The organism is Streptomyces sp. LZ34 (genome assembly GCF_053890475.1).
This window is the reverse complement of the sequence record NZ_CM132680.1, coordinates 4112737-4131169: the sequence shown is the minus strand read 5'-3', so window position 1 is coordinate 4131169 and position 18433 is coordinate 4112737. Positions and strand designations below refer to the sequence as shown.

Genomic DNA, 18433 nt, shown 5'->3' with positions numbered 1-18433 from the left:
ACATGCTACTGGCGGCGGTGCGTGCGGTCTTGTCGCGCAGGTGGGCGCGGGGGAGTGGGCGGGGGCCGGGCAGGGACCGGGCAGGGACCGGCCGTGTGCCGTCGTCGTGGCGGCCTCGTTGGGCGGCCTTGCGCGTACGCGGCGGGCGGCGCGCGTCCCGTACGGCCCGCAGTCGGCCCGCGTGCTGGCCGGCCCGGACGGCGCCCGGACGGCGCCCGGACGGCGGCCCGCAGGCGGCCCCCGGGTCAGCGATCGAACGGAAGCGTGCTCAGCTCCGCGACCGCCCAGGTCAGCGGCGTCAGCAGGACCAGCAGCGCCAGCCCGCGCAGGGCCGCGGCGCCCCGCAGCAGACGCGAGGGCGCGCCCAGGCGCAGCAGGGCGTCCGTCGTCCTGCCCCGCGCGCTCTTCGCTTCGAGCGCCGCCGTGAGCGCCGAGGCGGTGGCACACATCATGATCAGGGCCGCGCCCAGGCCGGTGAGCGGGCCGAAGGGGCGGTTCCCGGACGGGCCGGCGCCGGTGCCGTACAGCTCGACCGCGGCGTACGCGCCGGTGGCGACGGCGCACAGCACGCCGACCGAGTGACCCAGGCGCCCCGCTTCCTGCTGCAACACCCGCCCGGCCAGCAGCCGCAGCGTGCCCGGGCGCCAGGCGGCCAGCAATCTGCCGCACAGATGCGTGAGTCCGGGCCCGGCCAGCACCAGCCCGACCGCCGTCAGCGCCCAGCCACCCACCACGCCGGGCGGGCTGCCCCCGAGCCCGCCGGGGAGCGGCAGCAGCGCGTCGGGCGGAGGGGGCGGGCCGCTGTCCATGTTGTCCATGTTGTTTGTATACGCCTCCAGCGCGATCCCCGCCGCGGTCAGCGCGATCCCCCAGGGCAGCCCCCGGGCCGCGAGGTCCGGTGGCGCGGCGCCGCGCGGGACCCGCTCGGCGCCCCGCGCCCGCGCCCGCGCCCGGCCGCCAGTCCGCGCTCCCCGTGCCCCCCGCGTCCGCTGCGCTCCCCGAGGCCACAGACGGGCCGCGCAGGCCGCGGCCGCCACCGCCGGTACGACGGCGAGCAGCGTGACCGTGGCGGCGGCGGGCAGCGGACGCCCGGCGCCGAGCGGGCCGCTCGCCACGCCGGCCCACAGCAGCCACGAGCCGCCCAGATCGCCCCGCAACTCCAGGAAGGCGAGCAGCGCCAGCGCACAGCCCAGCGCGCACGACAGGGCGGCCGAGGCGGCCGCGAGCAGGGCCGACCTGGCCGGGCCGCCGCCGGCCGCCGCGAAGACCGGGCCGAACGGGACGCTCGGGTCGGCGCGCGCCACCGCGATCGCGAGCTGTGCCGTGGCGGCCAGCGGCACCGCGCACCACAGCAGCCGTACGACCGCTCCGTCGGTCTGCTCGGGGTGCCCGGCCGCGTACCCCAGGGCGCACAGCAGCAGAAAGCCCGTGCCCGCCGCCGCGGTGGCGACCAGCGACCGCCGCAGCAGCGCCAGGGGCCGGGCGCCGCGGGCTAGGCGGAGACTGAGCACGCGGACCTGCCCTCCGCCTCGGGGGAGTGGGCCGGTCCCACGCGGCGCCCGTCCAGCAGCGCGACGGTGCGGTCCGCGAGGGTGGCCACCTCCTCGTCATGGGTGGCCAGGAGCACCGTGATGCCGTGCGAGCGGGCGGCCGTGGTCAGGGTGCGCAGCACCTGGGCGCGATCGGCACGGTGCAGCGGGGCGGTGGGTTCGTCCGCGAACAGCACGGCGGGCGCGGAGGCCAGCGCGCGGGCGATCGCGACGCGCTGGCGCTGCGCCTGGAGCAGCGCGGCGGGGCGCCGGCGGGCGCAGTCGCCGATGTCGAGCCGGTCGAGCCACTCGTGTCCGGCGTTCTTGGCCTCGCGTCGCCCGGTGCCGCGCAGCAGCAGCGGCAGCGCGGCGTTCTCCCAGGCCGTGAGCTCGGGGATGAGCTGGGGCTCGGTGTCGATCCACGCGAAGCGGTCGCGGCGCAGCTGTTCGCGGCCGAGCGGGGGGAGGGTGTGCACGGGGGCGCTGTTGAACCACACCTCCCCGCGGTCCGGGACGAGCAGGCCCGACAGGCACTTGAGCAGGGTGGTCTTCCCGCAGCCGCGCGGACCGGTCACGGCCAGGATCTCGCCCTCGCGGGCGCCGATGGAGACGCCGGCGAGGGCGGGCGACCCGCCGTAGGCGTACGTCAGGGTGCGTGCCCAGAGCACGTCGTTGTCCGGCGGAGCCACCATACGAAGCACCTCGCCTCAGCTGCGGTCGTCCGTGCGTTCCCCCGGTTGGGTGAACGAGCGCAGAGCCAATGGGTCACTGGCACGGTAAGGACTCCGCCCCGTGCCCGCGCCCAGGCTCGGCGCGGGCACGCTGCCAGTTCCTCCGATCAGCCCCCATCCGACCGGCGCCGAGGGAGCTAGAGCTTGGTCCACGCCTCGGTCAGGACCGCCCGCAGCACCTGCTCGATCTCGTCGAAGAGCGCCTGGTCGGCGATGAGCGGGGGCGCGAGCTGGACGACCGGGTCGCCGCGGTCGTCGGCGCGGCAGTACAGCCCGTTGTCGTACAGGGCTTTGGAAAGGAAGCCATAGAGGACGCGCTCGGTCTCCTCCGCGTCGAAGGTCTCCTTGGTGGCCTTGTCCTTCACCAGCTCGATGCCGTAGAAGAAGCCGTTTCCGCGGATGTCGCCGACGATCGGCAGGTCGTGCAGCCTGCGCAGGGTGGCGAGGAAGGCGCCCTCGGTGTCCAGGACGTGCTGGTTGAGGCGCTCGCGCTCGAAGATGTCGAGGTTGGCCAGGGCCACGGCCGCCGAGACCGGGTGGCCGCCGAAGGTGTAGCCGTGCAGGAAGGTGTTGGCGCCGCGGTAGAAGGGCTCGGCGAGCCGGTCGGAGACGAGGCAGGCGCCGATGGGGGAGTAGCCCGAGGTCATGCCCTTGGCGCAGGTGATCATGTCCGGGACGTAGCCGAACTTGTCGCACCCGAACATCGTGCCCAGCCGCCCGAAGGCGCAGATCACCTCGTCCGAGACGAGCAGCACGTCATGGCGGTCGCAGATCTCGCGCACCCGCTGGAAGTAGCCGGGCGGCGGCGGGAAGCAGCCGCCCGCGTTCTGTACGGGCTCCAGGAAGACCGCGGCCACCGTGTCCGGGCCCTCGAAGAGGATCTGCTGCTCGATCTGGTCGGCGCACCAGCGGCCGAAGGCCTCGGGGTCGTCGCCGTGGACGGGCGCGCGGTAGAGGTTGGTGTTGGGCACCTTGTACGCGCCGGGCACCAGCGGCTCGAACGGGGCCTTCAGGTCTGGCAGTCCGGTGATCGACAGGGCGCCCTGCGGGGTGCCGTGGTAGGCGACCGCGCGGGACACGACCTTGTGCTTGGCGGGCTTGCCGACGAGCTTGAAGTACTGCTTGGCCAGCTTCCACGCGGTCTCGACCGCCTCGCCGCCGCCGGTGGTGAAGAAGACCTTGTTGAGGTCGCCGGGGGCGTAGCCCGCGAGCCGCTCGGCGAGTTCGACGGCCTTGGGGTGGGCGTAGCTCCACACCGGGAAGTAGGCGAGCTCCTGGGCCTGCCGGTACGCGGTCTCGGCGAGCTCGACGCGCCCGTGGCCCGCGTTGACGACGAAGAGTCCGGCGAGGCCGTCGATGTAGCGCTTGCCCCGGTCGTCGTAGATGTAGGCGCCCTCACCGCGCACAATGGTGGGTACGGGGGCGTTCTCGTACGACGACATGCGGGTGAAGTGCATCCACAGATGGTCGTACGCCCTGCTGTCGTACGCCCTGCTGTCGTACGCCGTGGTGTTGTCCGCCCTGCTGTCGTCCGCCGCGGCGGAGAGGTCGGCGCTCATGGCTGTCTCGTTCCCCACGTATAGGTCTGCTTCCTCAGCCTCAGGTAGACGAAGCTCTCGGTGGAGCGCACACCGGGAAGTGTGCGGATCCGCTTGTTGATCACCTCGAGGAGGTGGTCGTCGTCCTCGCAGACGATCTCGATGAGGAGGTCGAAGGAGCCCGCGGTGACGACCACGTACTCGACCTCGTCCATGGCGGTCAGCGCGTCGGCGACCGGGTCGAGGTCGCCCTCGACATTGACGCCGATCATCGCCTGCCGCCGGAATCCCACGGTGAGCGGGTCGGTGACGGCGACGATCTGCATGACGCCCTGGTCGAGCAGCTTCTGCACGCGCTGCCGCACGGCCGCCTCGGACAGGCCCACGGCCTTGCCGATCGCGGCGTACGGGCGGCGGCCGTCCTCCTGGAGCTGCTCGATGATCGCCAGTGATACGGAGTCGATCGACGGCGTGCCGTTCTTGTCGGTTGTGGCCACGGGCCTCACTGTGCACGAGGCTCAGCCGTCCCGCAAGCTTCGATCGACGAAAACCGTCGCTCCAAGGCCCGGATGCTGCTGATTCCGTAGTCATGGTGTGGTGGGTATGTCGAAAGCGTCGTCCTGGCGACTACTGTGGGTGTCTCACCCATCGGACACCTGACAAGGAGGGGTGGCACGTGACCACCGAGCTGCGTCGTTTGCGCAACTACATCGACGGGGAGTTCCGGGACGCCACGGACGGGCGGACCACGGAGGTGGTCAACCCCGCCACGGGCGAGGCCTACGCCACGGCGCCGCTCTCCGGCCCGGCCGACGTGGACGCCGCCATGGCGGCCGCCGCGGCCGCCTTCCCGGCCTGGCGCGACCTGGTCCCGGGCGAGCGCCAGAAGGCGCTGCTCAAGATCGCCGACGCTTTCGAGGCGCGGGCCGAGGAACTGGTCGCGACCGAGTCCGAGAACACCGGCAAGCCGCTCGCCCTCACGGCGAGCGAGGAGATCCCGCCCATGATCGACCAGATCCGCTTCTTCGCGGGCGCGGCCCGGATGCTGGAGGGGCGCTCGGCCGGTGAGTACATGGACGGGCTGACCTCGATCGTCCGGCGTGAGCCGATCGGGGTGTGCGCGCAGGTCGCGCCGTGGAACTACCCGATGATGATGGCCGTGTGGAAGTTCGCCCCGGCGCTGGCGGCGGGCAACACCGTCGTCCTCAAGCCCTCCGACACCACCCCCGCCTCCACCGTGCTGATCGCCGAGATCATCGGCGAGGTGCTGACGGAGCTGGGCCACCCCCGGGGCGTCTTCAACGTCATCTGCGGGGACCGCGAGACCGGCCGGCTGATGGTCGAGCACTCCGTGCCCGCCATGGCCTCCATCACCGGCTCGGTCCGGGCGGGCATGCAGGTCGCCGAGAGCGCGTCGAAGGACATCAAGCGGGTCCACCTGGAGCTCGGCGGCAAGGCGCCGGTCGTGGTCTTCGAGGACACCGACATCGCCAAGGCCGTCGAGGACATCTCGGTCGCGGGCTTCTTCAACGCCGGCCAGGACTGTACGGCGGCCACCCGCGTGCTGGTCCACGAGTCGATCCACGACGAGTTCGTGACCGCCCTGGCCAAGGCCGCCGCCGACACCAGGACCGGCGCCCCCGACGACGAGGACGTGCTCTACGGCCCGCTCAACAACGCCAACCAGCTGGCGCAGGTCAGCGGCTTCATCGAGCGGCTGCCCGCGCACGCCAAGGTCGAGGCGGGCGGCCACCGCGTCGGCGAGAAGGGCTTCTTCTACGCCCCCACCGTCGTCTCGGGGCTCAAGCAGGAGGACGAGATCATCCAGAAGGAGGTCTTCGGCCCGGTCATCACCGTCCAGTCCTTCACGGACGAGACCCAGGCGGTCTCCTACGCCAACGGCGTGGAGTACGCGCTGGCGTCGTCGGTGTGGACCAAGGACCACGCGCGCGCGATGCGGATGTCCAAGGTGCTGGACTTCGGCTGCGTCTGGATCAACACCCACATCCCGCTGGTCGCCGAGATGCCGCACGGCGGCTTCAAGAAGTCCGGCTACGGCAAGGACCTGTCGGCGTACGGCTTCGAGGACTACACGCGGATCAAGCATGTGATGACCTCGCTGGGCTGACGCCGCGGACGGCCCCGGGGCTTACCCCCCCCGTGGGCCGGGGCCGTCCGTATCGTTGAACTGTGCGGCTGCGCGTACATACGCGCGACAGGGGAGAAGCGGCACGATGACCGTCGAGTTGATTGAACGGATCGAGATGGCCGAGAGCAGCGAGCCGAGCTTGGACGAGATGTTCGAGCTCTTGGAGCGGATGCCTGCCCCCGAGGGCTACAGGGTTGAGATCGTCGAGGGGGCCATCTGCATGACGCCGCAGCGTACGACGCACTGGGACATCATTCGCAGGGTGCTGCGCCAGCTGGAGAACCGCTTCGGCGAAGACGCGCGGATCACCTCGGATGTGCGGATCGACTTCCCCGGCTACCTCAACAGCTTCTGCCCCGACTTGGCGAAAATTGCCGAGGGAGCGGTGCCGGATGAGAAGGGGAACTTCTCGTATCGCGACGTCGAGTTCGTGCTGGAGGTTGTCTCCCGGGGGACGGGCAGGAACGACTACGGTCCAAAGCGGGATACCTATGCCACGGCGGGCGTCCCGGTCTACCTGATCGCTGATCCCTACCAGCGGCAGTGTCACGTCTTCACAGAGCCGAAGGGCGACGAGTACCGCAGCCAGCGCACCGTCGACTTCGGCGAACCGATCGACCTCACCGGTACGGTCGTCGACCTCGTCATCTCGACCGATAAATTCCCCCGCGACTGACCCCCAGCAGCGCGCACAGCGCGCCGATCCGGTTGGTCGTGATCGAGTCGACCCCGGCGCGCAGCAGCCGCGCCATCGACCGCCGGGTGTCGGCGGTCCAGGCGGAGACCAGCAGACCGTCGGCGTGGTTGCGGGCGACCAGCTCGGGGGAGACCAGCCCGAAGCGGTAGTTGAGCCAGCGGGGGCGCAGGTCGGCGAGCAGCGTCGGGCGGGGCGGGGTGAGCGTGGTCCAGGTCAGGGCGATCTCGGCGTCCGGGTCCTCGCCGCGCACGGCGTACATGGCCGCCGGACCGCCGCTGTAGTAGGCGCGGTCGGCCGCCCCGGACTCATGGACCTCGGTGACGGCGCAGTGCGCGGCCGAGGCGTCGGGGAGGTCGATCATCATGCGGGTCGAGTCGGTCGCGGCGAGGGCGTCCCGCAGAAAGGGCACACCGCCGCCGGTCAGCCGCCGCACCTCGTTGGCGGTCAGCGCGGCGATGGGCCGGTCGTGTCCCCACAGTCGCTTGAGGGTCGCGTCGTGCAGCAGCATCGGGACGCCGTCCTCCGTCAGCCGCACATCGATCTCCACGGCACCGGCCCCCGCGAGTACCGCGGAACGGACCGAGGCCAGGGTGTTCTCGCGGCACACATACGGGTCGCCACGGTGGGCGACCGCCGTGCACGCCATGGCCGGCGCGGTCATCGGCCCGCGGCCGCCGAGTAGGCGTCGATCTCGGCCGCCAGCCGCGCCTTGCCCGCCGGATCCAGGAAGGACGCCTCGACCGCGTTCTTCGCGAGGGCCGCGACGCCCGCCGCGTCCAGGTCCAGCAGCCGGGCCGCCACCGCGTACTCGGTGTTGAGGTCCGTGCCGAACATCGGCGGGTCGTCGCTGTTGACGGTCACCAGCACCCCGGCCTCGACCATCTCCCTCAGCGGGTGCTCGTCCAGCGTGGCGACCGCGCGGGTGGCGATGTTGGAGGTGGGGCAGACCTCGAGCGGGATCCGGTGCTCGGCGAGGTGCGCGAGCAGCTTCGGGTCGCGGGTGGCGCTGGTGCCGTGGCCGATGCGCTCCGCGCGCAGCTCGGTGAGCGCGTCCCAGATGGTCTCGGGGCCGGTGGTCTCGCCCGCGTGCGGGACGCTGTGCAGCCCGGCCGCGACGGCGCGGTCGAAGTACGGCTTGAACTGGGGGCGCGGCACGCCGATCTCAGGTCCGCCCAGACCGAAGCTCACCAGGCCCGCCGGGCCCAGGTCACAGGCGATGCGGGCGGTCTCCTCGGCGGCCTCCAGACCCGCCTCGCCGGGGATGTCGAAGCACCAGCGCAGCACGGTGCCCAGCTCGGCCTCGGCCGCCTTGCGGGCGTCCTCGATCGCCTCGACGAAGGCGACATCGGGGATGCCGCGCCGCGTGGAGCTGTACGGGGTGACGGTCAGCTCGGCGTAGCGGATGTTCTGCCGGGCCATGTCGCGGGCTATCTCGTAGGTGAGCAGCCGCACGTCGTCGGCGTCGCGGACCAGGTCGACGACGGACAGGTAGACCTCGATGAAGTGCGCGAAGTCGCGGAAGACGAAGTAGTCGGCGAGGGCCTCGGGGTCGGTGGGGACCTTGGAGTCGGGGTGGCGGGCGGCGAGCTCGGCCACGATGCGCGGGGACGCCGAGCCGACATGGTGCACATGCAGCTCCGCCTTGGGGAGGCCGGCGATGAAGGTGGTGAGATCGGTCAACGGATCCTCCGGGAGGCGGCCGGCTGCGACGGGCTCCGGTCATCGTAATCGGGGGTGGGGCAGGAGCCGGCACGGGCTGTGACGGGGCCGGGCACGGACCGTCAGTAGGGGTTGGGTACAGGCCTTAGCATGGGCGGACATCACCTGGGGGAGAGCATGGCCGACCAGCCGGAGCAGTCCGACCAGCCGAAGCGGCCCGAGCCGCGCGAGAGCGATCCGTGGGCCCCGCCGGAGCAGCGGGTGCCGCTGGACAAGCCGGCCGCGAGGCCCGCGGCGGCCGAGCCGCCGACCGCTCCTCCGCCGGCTGTCCCTCCGGCGGCCGCCCCGGCGATGGGCGCTCCGCCCATACCGGGCGCGCCCTTCGTCCCGCCGCCGCCCCCTGTGCCCGGGCCTGGCTCGCTGATGGGGCCGGGCGCAGTGCCCCCGCCGCCTCCGGCGCCGACCGGCCCCGGCACGCCGAGCGCCTATCAGCCCCCGCCCGGGCCGTACGGGGTGGGGCCGTACGCACCCACCGGCTACGGTCAGCCCGGCTATGGTCAGACCGGGTACGGCCAGTCCGGGTACGGCCAGCCCCCGTACGGAGCGCAGCCCGCCTATCCCGGGTATCCGGGCTATGGCTACCCGGGCCCGGCCTTCGGGCCCAGCGCGTTCGCCCCGGACAACGGCAACGGCACCGCCGCCCTGGTGCTGGGCATCGTCGGCACCGTCCTCTTCTTCAGCGTCGTCTTCGGCGTCATCCTCGGCGTGCTCGCGATCATCTTCGGGGTGCTCGGCCGCTCCAAGGCCGAGCGCGGCGAGGCCGACAACGGCGGACAGGCCCTGGCCGGACTCATCCTCGGGGTGATCGCCGTGGTCGCGAGCGTCGTGATGATCTTCGTCTATATCGCGGAGGAGAACGACGACGACCCGTACGACCCGTACGCCCACGGACCCGGCTACACCAGCGTCGCCGCCGTCGTCGCGCACTCCCCGGACGACAGCCGCTGACGGGCCTCCATCAGCGCGAAGCCCAGCAGATTCAGCCCGCGCCAGCGGGCCGGGACCTGGGCCCGCTCGTCGTCCGCCGCCAGGCCGATGCCCCATATGCGGTCCACCGGACTGGCCTCCACCAACACCCGCGACCCGGTCCCCAGCAGATAGTCGCGCAGCAGCGGATCCGCGCCGAACTTGTGGACGCTGCCCTGGACCACCAGCTCGAAGCGGTGCCGCTCCCACTCCGCCTGGTCGAAGCCGCGCACCGAACGGCCCGCGTCCTTGGCCTGCTTGGGGTGGGCCGCCTCCAGCGCCCGCCGCTCGGCGTCCGCGTCGCCGAACAGCCGGGCCTTGCCCGCCATCATCCAGTGCTCGGCCGTCGCGTACCGGACGTCGTCGACGACGAACTCCGAGGGCCACCACTGGCTGAAGCACCCTGGGCCCACGCCCCCGCCGCGCGGCGGGCGGTGGCCCCAGAACCATAGGTACTTGAAGCGCTCGCCGCTCGCCGCCCACTCGGTCAGCTCCGCCACCGAACGCGGCCCGCCGTCCGCCGAAACCGAAACAGTCTCCCCGTTCGTCTCCATGCTCAGATTTTCGCATTCGCCACTGACAGCGCGAAGTGAGCCGGCACCACGGCTGGGCCCGAAGATCGGTCAGCCCATAACATTGCACGGCACTTCATCAGGAGGGGAGACAATCCATGTCCGCTACCAACCCACAGCCCGGCCCGTACGACCCGAACCAGTACGGCACGCCCCAACCGCCCGGCCAGCCCCCGCAGTACCCCGGCGCCGGCTACCCCGCCGCACCCCCCGGCTACCCCGCCGCACCCCCCGTCTACCCGGGGGCCACCGGGATGCCCATGCAGCAGAGCAACGGCCTGGGGACCGCCGCGCTGGTGTGCGGCATCATCGGCCTGGTGTGCGGGATCACCTACTTCCTGTGGGTCCTGGCCATCATCCTGGGCATCCTCGCGATCATCTTCGGCGCGATCGGCAAGGGCAAGGTGAGCCGCGGCGAGGCCAACAACGGCGGCTCGGCCACCGCGGGCCTGGTCTGCGGAATCATCGGCATGGTCGTCCCGATGATCTACCTGATGGCGCTCGACGCCGCACTCGACTCCATCTTCTAGCCCGGTCCAACGGAACCGGAACGGGTGACGTCGGCGCCGCCCCGATGACCGAAGCCGCCGCTCGGCGACGCGCGGTGACGGGGCGGTGTGCCGACGGCGTCGCATACAGCTGTCGACGAGAACAGCGGGAGGCGGCGCGGGATTTGACCCGGCGCTTGTAAGGTGACCGGGTGCATCCGGATCTCTTTGCGGCGTTGACGGCTGGACGTACCGAGCCCTTGCGGGACTGGCTCTCCCAGCAAGACGTCAGGACCGGCATGCTGAGAGCGTTGCCCCGCTGGGACGCGGAGGCTCCGAGAGACGGCGTGCCCACCAGCCGCAGACCTCCGGGCAGAAGAGTCGACGCGGCGCAGGAAGTGTCCGTCCAATTGCCGCAGGCGGCGCGAGTCGCCGGCGGCCCGGCCCTGTTGCTGGTGTACATCCTCCTGGAAGTCGAGGAGGCATGGGAAGTCTCCTATCACTACCGCCCGTTATGGGACACCTTGCGCGGCGCGCAGGACGCGTTACGCGATCAGCTGCCGGGGCTTGCGGAGGGGGACCAGGCAGCCGCGGGGGCGGTTCTGGCGCTGATGGAGAGCCTGGACGCGCAAATTCTGACGGAAAACGCCTTGATGTGCGGGCGCCTGGCCGGCTGTGCCGACGCTGCCGAATTGGCAGTGGAAAAGGGGCGTGAAGCGGCGGATCTGGCCCTGCGGGCAGCCATCGGCCTCCCCGAACTGAGCTCATGGCTCGTGGAGGTGGCCGGACGGTACTGCCTCCTGCATGAAGCGGTCGCCCGCGCCGCGCGTGCGATTGTGGCGTTCTTGAACACGGGCGCGTCGCTCGACGACGCGATCTCCGCTGTCGCGGAAGCGGAGAGGGCGATGGTCAGCCATCGCTTGCGCAGCGAGTTGAGGGCCCATCGGGCCAGCCTCCTCGCACTCAACCAGAACAAGAACACCGAATGGTTGCGCATCGACCATGGAAGCGTGGTGTTCATGTATCCCTTCGCCGTCCGCGGACTCACTCCCGAGCAGGTGGTGGCGGCGGGCGGCGAGGCCGCCGGGTGGCGGCTGGCCGGAGTCACGCCGGTCGACGTGCATGACGCACTCGACCTCGATGACATCTGGGACGGTTCGGATCCTTTGGGAAGGGGCTATGACGGCACCTTTCTCGAACTGCCCGATGTCGACATATGCGGTATCGACGGAGTCCGGCTCGGAGCGGCCACCGCGCAGATCCGGTTCTCTCGCCTTGGAAATCACTATGTGAGATTCCAGGCGGAACTCGTTGAGTCGTCGCCCATGGACACCCACGCGATGCTGATGCGTGCCGCACCGGAACACGGGGTGGTGCGTGTGGGATTTCAGGCCACGGAGCCGGACGGGCAGGTCTGGCCCAGGTTGTCGGATTTCGCCATGCAGCTCGTGGACGATGTGAGCGTGGCGCTGCAGGACTCCGCAGGGAGGATTCCGGTCCGCAGCGTCGCCAGACCGGGAATGTTTCAGGTCGTCGTCTCGGTGAACGCGGCTTCGAAGGCATCGGGGCCGGCCGGGAACGGCGACAGAAGTGAAGTGCTCACCGTTGAAGAATTCAATTCAGCGGTGGGAGCTCAGGTCCTCACCAGTCCGGTCGCCTCCGACGTGGGATCCCTGGCCGAGTGGATCCGCTATCCGTTCCATGACCCCGCGGTGGTCGATGCGATGGGCCTGACGACGGACTGGACGGTGCGGACGTGCAACACCGTGCTCCTGGTGGCTCCCGGTACGCCTGAATGGGTCACCAGAACCCGCGGCAGCATCGCCGAGTTCGTGGCCTCCCTCGACGGCCTGTTCGCAGGGTGGTCTCACGAGTTGGCCAGCCACTACACGCGGGCAAGGGAATTCCAGCGCCGGGTGGCCGAGGCGGGGGCCGTGGACGATCTCCCGGAGGCCGCGCTCGGCGATCTCTCCAGCCAGCTGGACGAGGAGCGGTTGCGACTCAATAATTTCGCCGTCGAGGCCCGCTCAACGATGGCCCTGATACGTTCACCTTCACTCGTTTCCTCTCCCGTGTGCGCCGCCATGCTCGGATTGCTTCTCGACCGGTCCGGATATCAGGCGCGCGTCAAGGAGATCGTCCTGAAAATCGAGGAGGTCGCGCACGAGCAACTTGGCCTGACGATTGAAAAACTGTCGCAGCAGCGTGCCGATCGTGAATCCCGTGAGGAAGTCAGGACCGAGCGGCGGCAGCGGGCCAAGCTTGACACCATGCTTGCCGTCATCGCCGCCGTGGGTGTCTCCGGTCTCGGCCAGATTTTGCAGGCCGGCTATGACGTTCAGGCCTCTGGTGCATTGGCGATCATCATGGTGATCGTGATTCTGGCGGTTCTGGTGGGCGGCTGGTTCTGGCGAGCGGCCGGAAGAAGGGATTCGTAGCGTGCGGCCCGGGATGCGTATGGTCGAGGTGCACGATGGCGATGACTTCCTGCTCACGCAGGTGTACCGGGATCTGCTGCTGGAGTGTTTCCCGTCGAACGAGCTCGAGCCGTATGACGAACTGCGGTCGGGGCTGGCGAAAGACCTCAGGCTCGTCACCGCGATCGTGAACGCGGATTCTCAGCCGGTGGCCGCCGCCGTCGGTGACTGGTCACCCGAGTCGGGGGTACTTCTGCTCGCGTACCTCGCCGTCCGTGCCGAGGTCCGCTCCAGCGGACTGGGCGGCATGTTGGTGGAGGAGGTGAACGGTGGTTGGCAACGTCGCCTTCGGCCCCGGCTGACCCTCGCGGAACTCGAACATCCGCTGGCTCATGAGATCGATGAGGTGTACGGCGATCCCGTGGCGAGACTGCGTTTCTACGCGCGGTGCGGTGGCCGTGCCCTTGATGTGCCGTATTTCCAGCCGGCTCTGGGCAGCGGCATGGACCGGGTCTACGGGATGCTCCTCGTGATGCTGTCGGGAAGCGCTGACCTGGGTGAGCGGTCGGGTGCCAAGGTCCATCCCGGTCCGATACAGGATTTCGTGGAGCGGTATTTCCTCGACACCGAGGGCGTGGTCCCGACCGACCCGCCCGCCAGGCAGATGTGGCACGCCATGGAGCGGCCCGGAGGTATTCCCCTGCTTCCCCTCACGGACGTGCGGAGGCTACCCCTGTCCACCCCCGGCTGACTCGGCCGTCCGTGTTGACGCGCCGGACGCCATCGCACGCTGCCCCCACCACAGTGCCCACAGCAGGCAACCGGACAGACACCAGCTCCCGACCACGTCCAGCGGCCAGTGGTAACCGCGCCGTACGAGCCCCACGCCCACGGCGAGGTTCAGCAGCCCCAGCGCCCCGACCAGCGCGCGACGCGCCGGCAGATGCCGCAGATAGGGGCACAGCAGCAGGACGGCCGCACCGTAGGCGACCGCGGCGGTGGCGGCATGGCCCGAGGGATAGAAGCCGGAGCCGTCCGCGAGAGGACCGGGCGGGCCGGGGCGGTCGAGCAGGGCCTTGACCGGGGCGACGAGGGCCGGGACCGCCGCCATCGCCGCGGCGGCGGCCAATGGAGGCAGCCACCAGCGCGCCGCCCCCGCGCGCCGCCCCCGCCACGCCACCCAGCCGAGCACGGCCGCGAGTGCGGGCAGGGCCACGGTCATGTTGCCGAGGTCGGCGAAGAACTCGGCGGCGGGGGAGGGAAGGAACGTGGGCCCGGGGCCCGAAGACGCGGTGAGCGCCCGCCCGAGTCGCTCGTCGAGCGAACGGAGCGGGCCGTGGGCGGCCACCTGCCAGGTGCACAGCGCGAACAGGGCCACCAGGCCCACCAGGGCGAGAACCGGCGTGAGAATGATCGGCGGCCCCGGAACAGGGGGGGTGGTTCCGGGGCCGCCGTGGTGACCGGTGTACCGCGCGCCCCGGGGGGTTTGGGGCGGGCGGCCATCCGATCGGTGAGGAGATCCGGAGCCGGAGGCTCCAGTGGTGTGCGCGAGGGCACAGCCGGGTCGGGGCTGGGGAAGCACCGGCTCGGCGTCGCTCGCAGTCTCCTGCGAGCGGGGTGTTTCTCTCATCTGCCACGACCGTACGGCAGCGAAGCCGCGCCCGACAGGCCGATCACCCAGCTGTCATCGCCCTCGCACATCTTCTTCACGCCGCCCATCGATCACTCACAGTCACAGCTGGCTGAACGCCTCTTCGAGAACGTCCAGCCCCTCGTTCAGCAGCTCCTCGCCGATGACCAGGGGCGGCAGGAAGCGCAGCACATTCCCGTACGTACCGCAGGTCAGGACCAGCAGGCCCGCGGCGTGACAGGCCTTGGCCACCGCCGCCGTCGCCTCCGGGTTCGGATCCTTGGTGCCGGACTTCACCAGCTCGATGGCGATCATGGCGCCGCGGCCGCGGAGGTCGCCGATGATGTCGTGTTTGTTCTGGAGTGCGGTGAGGCGGGTTTTCATGAGGTGTTCGATGCGCTGGGCTTTGGCGTTGAGGTCGAGGTCGCGCATGGTCTGGATGGCGCCGAGGGCGGCGGCGCAGGCGACGGGGTTGCCGCCGTAGGTGCCGCCGAGGCCGCCGGTGTGGGCGGCGTCCATGATGTCGGCGCGGCCGGTGACGGCGGCGAGGGGGAGGCCGCCGGCGATGCCTTTGGCGGTGGTGATGAGGTCGGGGACGAGGTTTTCGTGTTCGCTGGCGAACCACTGTCCGGTGCGGCAGAAGCCGGACTGGATCTCGTCGGCGACGAAGACGATGCCGTTGTCCCTGGCGAAGGCGGCGATCTTGGGGAGGAAGCCGGGGGCGGGTTCGATGAAGCCGCCTTCGCCGAGGACGGGTTCGATGATGATGGCGGCGACGTTGTCGGGGCCGATCTGCTTGGTGATCATGTCGATGGCCTGGGCGGCGGCTTCGTCGGCGCAGTGGTCGGGGCCGGTGGGCCAGCGGTAGGGGTAGGCGACCGGGACGCGGTAGATCTCGGGCGCGAACGGGCCGAAGCCGTGCTTGTACGGCATGTTCTTCGCGGTCAGCGCCATGGTGAGGTTGGTGCGGCCGTGGTAACCGTGGTCGAAGGCGACGACGGCCTGGCGCTTGGTGTAGGCGCGGGCGATCTTGACGGCGTTCTCGACGGCTTCGGCGCCGGAGTTGAAGAGGGCGGACTTCTTGGGGTGGTCGCCGGGGGTGAGGGCGGCGAGTTCCTCGCAGACCTGTACGTAGCCCTCGTAGGGGGTGACCATGAAGCAGGTGTGGGTGAAGTCGGCGAGCTGGGCGGTGGCGCGGCGGACCACGGCCTCGGCGCTGGAGCCGACGGAGGTCACGGCGATGCCCGAGCCGAAGTCGATCAGGGAATTGCCGTCCACATCCTCGATCACCCCGCCACCCGCCCGCACGACGAACACCGGCAGAACGGTCCCCACGCCATTGGCCACCGCCGCGGTCTTGCGCGCCAGCAGCTCCTGGGACTTTGGGCCGGGGATCGCGGTGACGACGCGACGCTCCTGCGGGAGAGAGGGGCCTCCGGACAGTTCGGTCATGGGGCGCTCCAGGGGGTCCAGGGGGAAGAACGGCGGTTTTACTCGCAGGCTAGGCGGGGTGCGGCGGGTGTGGCATGTTCCGTTCGGGAGCAGTGGGCGTGTTGTGTTGTCCTCGGCGGACATGGCGCGGAGGGGATGAGCGGGGCGTGGGAACAGCCGGGTCGCTGAACTCCTCGGCCGGGAACACTAGATTGGACGTCGGCGCGTCAGCGCGGTGACGCGAAGCACGGAGCACAGCCGGTCAGGGGGCAAGGGGCAGCAGATGGACACCGAGGGCACGTTCGACTCACGCGGCACCCACCGCAACACACCCCCCCACCCGACCACCCCACCCCCTTTCCCCACGCCGTTCCCCGCCCCACCCGCCGGCCCTCCGCCCGCCGCGGGACCGCCCTCATATCCGCACCAGGCACCCCCGCCCCCGCCCCAGCCGTCGGAGCCGCCGCGCCCGCAAAGCGTGCCGGGGGCTCCCTCCGGCGAGCGGCCGTCCCTGACCGACTGGCTCCGTACGCCGCGGCCTGAGGCGGCGCCGGGGGTGTGGACGTATGGGCACAAGCCCCGGCGGCCGGAGGATCCGGATCGGATTCCAACACGCAGGTTGCTCACCGGCGCATTGATCGCTCTCCTGTGCACTTGGCTGTTGTGGTCGCTCCTTACCGACAAAAGGGGCTACCTGGGGGGTTACTGGCTACTGCCGCTGGACCTGGCCAAGTCGCAAGATTGGCTCGACATAAACGAAGAGATCATCTGGTGGTACCAGAGACTTTGGTTCCTGATCATCGCCGCGATTTTCAGCCCCGTCGGCCACTGGGGTGAAGTCTGGCGCCGCTACGTTGCCCCCCTCTTCCGATACGCAGCCCCCCTCTTCCGCCGCGCATGGGACGACCCCGGCTCGTCCCCCGCCCCGACCAACCCCCAGGCCGACCCCGCCCAGTGGCCCGAGCTGCGCGCCGCCGGGGCGCACAGTGCAGCGGATCGGTTGGCTGAGGAGGCGCGGGCGGGGCGGATGAATGATGTGGATCACGTGCGGATCCAGCGGGCCTGGCAGATCGTGCGGGCCGGCCGGGACTCGCTCGCCGCCTTCACCGACACCGTGCTGCGCCACGGCGCCGCCGCACACGGGCACCCCTCGGGCGCGCGCGATCTGCCCGCCCGTACGGCGGAGCACGACCTGGTCGCCCGCCAGGTCCGCCTCGGCACCGCCGCCGACGACCTCCGCAACCCCTACCAGCACCGCGGCGTCGGGCTCGCCCTCGACCCCGACGTGCTCGGCACCTCCCTGCTGGCCGTCGGGCCGGCGGGGGCGGGGAAGACCGGGCGGCTGGTGCGGCCGGTGGTGGAGGCGCTGTGTCTGCAGGCGCTCGCGCGGCAGGTGGCCGTGGTGGTCGTGGGGGCGGCGGGGTCGGGGCTCGGGGCCGACGAGGCGTTCGACGTCGTGGTGAAGATCGGCCGCCCCGACTCCGCGTACGACCTCGACCTCTACGGCGGCACCAACGACCCCGACGAGGCCGCGGGCGTTCTCGCCGAGGCCCTGATCGGCGACATGATCGCGTCGCTGCCGGGCGGGGACAGCCGCCGGGCGGCCACCGCGCTCGCCCAGCTGCTCGGTCCGTACCGCGCCGCCCACGGCCGTTTCCCGTCCGTGCCCGAGCTGCGCGAGCTGCTGGACGGCTCGAAGGTCGCGGTCGGTGCGCTCCGCGAGGCGCTGGACGCCGCCGGGCAGTCGGCGCAGGCGCGTGAGCTGGACGCACGCGTGCGGCAGGCCGCCGCGCCCGGCGACGTGGGGGCGCTGCTCGCCGACCGGATCGCGCTGCTGGACCGGCCGGTGTTCGCCGAGTTCTTCAACACGAGCGGAGACCGGCGCCCCTTCTCGCTGCGAGCCCTCGAGCACCCGTTGCGGGTGCGGATCGACCTGCCCGAGCGCGGCCACGTCGAGGCGTCCCGGATGCTCGCCCGCCTGGTCCTCGCGCAGTTCACCGAGTGCGCCGTGGGCCGCGCCGACCGGTCGCTCTTCGCCTGTCTGGTGCTCGACGACGCCTCGCACACCGTCACCCCCGAGGCGCTCCGCGGTATCCAGCGGCTGCGCTCGGCCAACGCGGGCGTCGTTCTGACCCTGCGCACCCTGGACGACGTGCCCGACGCGCTGCGCAGCGCGCTGCTCGGCGCGGTCGGCTGCCGGATGGCCTACGCCGGGGTGACGACCTGGGACGGGGCGCGGTTTGCCGAGGTGTGGGGCACGGAGTGGGTCGAGGCGCGGGACGTCACCGACCGCCAGATCATCGCCGAGGAGCCCTTCACCAAGGTGTTGCACTTCATCCGGAAGGTGGTCACCGGCAAGGCCGTGACGACCCAGTCGGTGACCGTGCGGAAGGTCGAGCGCGAGCGCTGGTCGGCCTCGGAGCTCGCGCACGCGGTTCCCGCGGGGCACGCCGTGCTGTCGGTGACCTCCGTCCGGGGCGAGAGCGGGCCGCCGGTGCTGGTGGATCTGCGCGGCTGACGTCCGCGATTGCTCGGCCCCGTCCCCGGTCGCCCGACGTCCGCGCGC

Annotated in this window: 16 protein-coding genes; 7 read left to right on the top strand and 9 right to left on the bottom strand. The window is 71.2% G+C overall.

Going from position 1 to position 18433, the window contains the following annotated elements; all coding sequences use genetic code 11:
* Window positions 1-245 precede the first annotated feature (245 nt).
* The 4 genes from ACWY4P_RS15975 to ACWY4P_RS15960 form a co-directional block, all read right to left on the bottom strand.
* Window positions 246-1511: a hypothetical protein gene (locus ACWY4P_RS15975; protein WP_456211224.1), complete on the bottom strand. Its 1266-nt coding sequence runs from the start codon at window positions 1509-1511 to the stop codon at window positions 246-248.
* Window positions 1493-2221, bottom strand: a complete 729-nt coding sequence (locus ACWY4P_RS15970; RefSeq protein ID WP_456211223.1) for an ABC transporter ATP-binding protein — start codon at window positions 2219-2221, stop codon at window positions 1493-1495. The genes ACWY4P_RS15975 and ACWY4P_RS15970 overlap by 19 nt, the downstream gene beginning before the upstream one ends.
* Before the next feature lie 176 nt (window positions 2222-2397).
* Window positions 2398-3837 carry an aspartate aminotransferase family protein gene (locus ACWY4P_RS15965; RefSeq protein ID WP_456211222.1) on the bottom strand — a complete coding sequence of 480 codons (1440 nt, stop codon included), beginning with the start codon at window positions 3835-3837 and terminating at the stop codon, window positions 2398-2400.
* Window positions 3816-4295 carry an Lrp/AsnC family transcriptional regulator gene (locus ACWY4P_RS15960; RefSeq protein WP_456211221.1) on the bottom strand — a complete coding sequence of 160 codons (480 nt, stop codon included), beginning with the start codon at window positions 4293-4295 and terminating at the stop codon, window positions 3816-3818. The genes ACWY4P_RS15965 and ACWY4P_RS15960 overlap by 22 nt, the downstream gene beginning before the upstream one ends.
* A 179-nt stretch (window positions 4296-4474) precedes the next feature.
* On the opposite strand from ACWY4P_RS15960, the gene ACWY4P_RS15955 reads away from it, so the two are divergent.
* Window positions 4475-5926 (top strand): gamma-aminobutyraldehyde dehydrogenase, encoded by a 1452-nt coding sequence (locus ACWY4P_RS15955; protein ID WP_456211220.1) that lies wholly within the window; start codon window positions 4475-4477, stop codon window positions 5924-5926.
* 106 nt (window positions 5927-6032) lie between these two features.
* Window positions 6033-6623, top strand: a complete 591-nt coding sequence (locus ACWY4P_RS15950) for a Uma2 family endonuclease (protein ID WP_456211219.1) — start codon at window positions 6033-6035, stop codon at window positions 6621-6623.
* Here ACWY4P_RS15950 and ACWY4P_RS15945 read toward each other — a convergent pair.
* Both ACWY4P_RS15945 and ACWY4P_RS15940 read right to left on the bottom strand, forming a co-directional pair.
* Entirely contained in the window at window positions 6592-7305 is a 714-nt protein-coding gene (locus ACWY4P_RS15945; protein ID WP_456211218.1) for a glycerophosphodiester phosphodiesterase, read from the bottom strand. The genes ACWY4P_RS15950 and ACWY4P_RS15945 overlap by 32 nt on opposite strands.
* Window positions 7302-8324, bottom strand: a complete 1023-nt coding sequence (locus ACWY4P_RS15940; RefSeq protein WP_456211217.1) for an adenosine deaminase — start codon at window positions 8322-8324, stop codon at window positions 7302-7304. The genes ACWY4P_RS15945 and ACWY4P_RS15940 overlap by 4 nt, the downstream gene beginning before the upstream one ends.
* A gap of 129 nt (window positions 8325-8453) precedes the next feature.
* On the opposite strand from ACWY4P_RS15940, the gene ACWY4P_RS15935 reads away from it, so the two are divergent.
* On the top strand, window positions 8454-9311 hold the full coding sequence (locus ACWY4P_RS15935; RefSeq protein ID WP_456211216.1) for a DUF4190 domain-containing protein: 858 nt from the start codon (window positions 8454-8456) through the stop codon (window positions 9309-9311).
* On the opposite strand, the gene ACWY4P_RS15930 is transcribed toward ACWY4P_RS15935, so the two are convergent.
* Window positions 9260-9883, bottom strand: coding sequence for an NADAR family protein (locus ACWY4P_RS15930; RefSeq protein WP_456211215.1), 624 nt, complete (start codon window positions 9881-9883; stop codon window positions 9260-9262). The genes ACWY4P_RS15935 and ACWY4P_RS15930 overlap by 52 nt on opposite strands.
* Before the next feature lie 116 nt (window positions 9884-9999).
* Between ACWY4P_RS15930 and ACWY4P_RS15925 the strand changes: the two genes are divergently transcribed.
* From ACWY4P_RS15925 to ACWY4P_RS15915, 3 genes are all read left to right on the top strand, one after another.
* Window positions 10000-10431, top strand: a complete 432-nt coding sequence (locus ACWY4P_RS15925; RefSeq protein WP_456211214.1) for a DUF4190 domain-containing protein — start codon at window positions 10000-10002, stop codon at window positions 10429-10431.
* Between the two features lie 170 nt (window positions 10432-10601).
* Entirely contained in the window at window positions 10602-12827 is a 2226-nt protein-coding gene (locus ACWY4P_RS15920; RefSeq protein ID WP_456211213.1) for a hypothetical protein, read from the top strand.
* Between the two features lie 13 nt (window positions 12828-12840).
* Window positions 12841-13557, top strand: a complete 717-nt coding sequence (locus ACWY4P_RS15915) for a GNAT family N-acetyltransferase (RefSeq protein WP_456211212.1) — start codon at window positions 12841-12843, stop codon at window positions 13555-13557.
* Here ACWY4P_RS15915 and ACWY4P_RS15910 read toward each other — a convergent pair.
* Window positions 13534-14184 carry a phosphatase PAP2 family protein gene (locus ACWY4P_RS15910; RefSeq protein ID WP_456211211.1) on the bottom strand — a complete coding sequence of 217 codons (651 nt, stop codon included), beginning with the start codon at window positions 14182-14184 and terminating at the stop codon, window positions 13534-13536. The genes ACWY4P_RS15915 and ACWY4P_RS15910 overlap by 24 nt on opposite strands.
* 354 nt (window positions 14185-14538) lie before the next feature.
* On the bottom strand, window positions 14539-15888 hold the full coding sequence (gene gabT / locus ACWY4P_RS15905) for a 4-aminobutyrate--2-oxoglutarate transaminase (RefSeq protein ID WP_456211210.1): 1350 nt from the start codon (window positions 15886-15888) through the stop codon (window positions 14539-14541).
* A 262-nt stretch (window positions 15889-16150) separates the two neighbouring features.
* Here gabT and ACWY4P_RS15900 point away from each other — a divergent pair, with 262 nt between their 5' ends.
* The gene (locus ACWY4P_RS15900; RefSeq protein WP_456211209.1) at window positions 16151-18385 is read left to right on the top strand and encodes an ATP-binding protein; all 2235 of its coding nucleotides are present in this window, start codon (window positions 16151-16153) and stop codon (window positions 18383-18385) included.
* The last annotated feature ends 48 nt before the right edge of the window (window positions 18386-18433 follow it).

Excerpts from the sequence above, each read along its gene's own strand:
- ACWY4P_RS15945 (WP_456211218.1), bottom strand. The coding sequence starts at position 7,305 with ATGACCGCGCCGGCCATGGCGTGCACGGCGGTCGCCCACCGTGGCGAC.
- ACWY4P_RS15930 (WP_456211215.1), bottom strand. The coding sequence starts at position 9,883 with ATGGAGACGAACGGGGAGACTGTTTCGGTTTCGGCGGACGGCGGGCCG.
- ACWY4P_RS15970 (WP_456211223.1), bottom strand. The coding sequence starts at position 2,221 with ATGGTGGCTCCGCCGGACAACGACGTGCTCTGGGCACGCACCCTGACG.
- ACWY4P_RS15925 (WP_456211214.1), top strand. The coding sequence starts at position 10,000 with ATGTCCGCTACCAACCCACAGCCCGGCCCGTACGACCCGAACCAGTAC.
- ACWY4P_RS15950 (WP_456211219.1), top strand. The coding sequence starts at position 6,033 with ATGACCGTCGAGTTGATTGAACGGATCGAGATGGCCGAGAGCAGCGAG.
- ACWY4P_RS15935 (WP_456211216.1), top strand. The coding sequence starts at position 8,454 with ATGGGCGGACATCACCTGGGGGAGAGCATGGCCGACCAGCCGGAGCAG.
- ACWY4P_RS15915 (WP_456211212.1), top strand. The coding sequence starts at position 12,841 with ATGCGTATGGTCGAGGTGCACGATGGCGATGACTTCCTGCTCACGCAG.
- gabT (WP_456211210.1), bottom strand. The coding sequence starts at position 15,888 with ATGACCGAACTGTCCGGAGGCCCCTCTCTCCCGCAGGAGCGTCGCGTC.
- ACWY4P_RS15900 (WP_456211209.1), top strand. The coding sequence starts at position 16,151 with ATGGACACCGAGGGCACGTTCGACTCACGCGGCACCCACCGCAACACA.